Annotated in this window: 1 protein-coding gene; it reads left to right on the forward strand. The window is 69.2% G+C overall.

Going from position 1 to position 1353, the window contains the following annotated elements; genetic code table 11:
- The first annotated feature begins 67 nt into the window (after window positions 1-67).
- Window positions 68-1314 (forward strand): IS3 family transposase gene (locus tag ACQVDU_RS15835; RefSeq protein WP_443477647.1). Its coding sequence is split into 2 segments (ribosomal slippage): window positions 68-377 and window positions 377-1314, totalling 1248 coding nucleotides; the frame shifts between segments, so codons are not numbered across the junction.
- The last annotated feature ends 39 nt before the right edge of the window (window positions 1315-1353 follow it).

Consider the following 1353-nt stretch of genomic DNA (forward strand, 5'->3'; position numbering starts at 1 on the left):
GGCGCTTGACCCCTGATCTTGGACACGCTGATTCCAGCACGATGCTGGGGAAGCGAGAATCCAAGGGATGGCTAGGAAGAACTACACGGACGAGTTCCGGCAGCGGGCGGTGGACTTGTATGAGTCCACGCCGGGTGCGACGCTCAAGGGCATCGCCGGGGACCTCGGGATCTCCCGCGGCGCGTTGAAGGAGTGGGTCGACAAGCTCGGCTCCGGGGTCACGGTTGCCGCGGCGTCGCCGCCGGGGGCGGCGGGGCGACCGGAGTCGCAGGCGGCGAAGGTCCTCCGGTTGGAGGCCGAGCTCGCCGCCTCGCAGGCCGAGACCCGCAAGCTCGAGACGGAGCGGGACATCCTCCGTCAGGCGGCGAAGTATTTCGCCGGGGAGACGAACTGGTGAACCGCTTCCAGTTCGTTGAGGACCACAAGGACGCCTACGGCGTGAAGCGGTTGTGTGAAGTCGTCGAGGTCGCCCGCTCGTCGTTCTACGCCTGGCTGGACTCCGCCGGGCGGCGAGCCGCGAAGGCGACAGACGACGCGGTGTTGGCGGCGCGGATCCGGGTGCTGCAAGACCCCGCCCAGGGCGGCGACCGCGCCTACGGGGCGCCCAGGATCACCGCCGACCTCAACGACGGCGTGCCCGCGGCGGAGCGAGTGAACCACAAGCGCGTCGCGCGGGTGATGCGTGAGCACCGCCTCGCGGGGATCCGGCTGCGACGACGGGTGAAGACCACGATCCCGGACCAGTCCGCCAGGCGCTTCCCCGACCTGATCGGACGGGACTTCTCCGTCGGCGAGCCCGGCCGCCGCTACGTGGGCGACATCACCTACCTGCCTATCGCCGACGGCACGAACCTCTACCTCGCGTCCTGCATCGATCTCGGCTCCCGGAAGCTCGCCGGCTGGCAAGTCGCCGACCACATGCGCACCGAACTCGTCGAAGACGCCCTCCGTGCCGCGCACCGCGACCGCGGGTCGCTGGTCGGCGCGATCTTCCACTCCGACCACGGCAGCGTCTACACCTCGAAGGCCTACGCCGCGCTCTGCGAGCAGCTGGGCGTGACCCAGTCCATGGGCGCGATCGGCACGAGTGCCGACAACTCACTCGCGGAGAGCTTCAACGCGACGCTCAAGCGCGAGCTCCTCGCCGGCCGGTCAGCGTTCCCGGACCAGGCCACCGCCTATCGGGCCGTGTTCCGCTGGGCGAGCCGCTACAACACCCGCCGACGCCACTCCGCGATCGGCAACATCACCCCGAACACCTACGAGAACGTCTACGAAGCCGCGAGATCAGCTACCCTCGCGGAAGCGGCATAACCCACCCGACACCGTGTCCACGATCAAGGGTCAAGGCCC

The organism is Microbacterium sp. F2 (assembly GCF_052274505.1).
Taxonomy (GTDB): Bacteria; Actinomycetota; Actinomycetes; order Actinomycetales; family Microbacteriaceae; genus Microbacterium.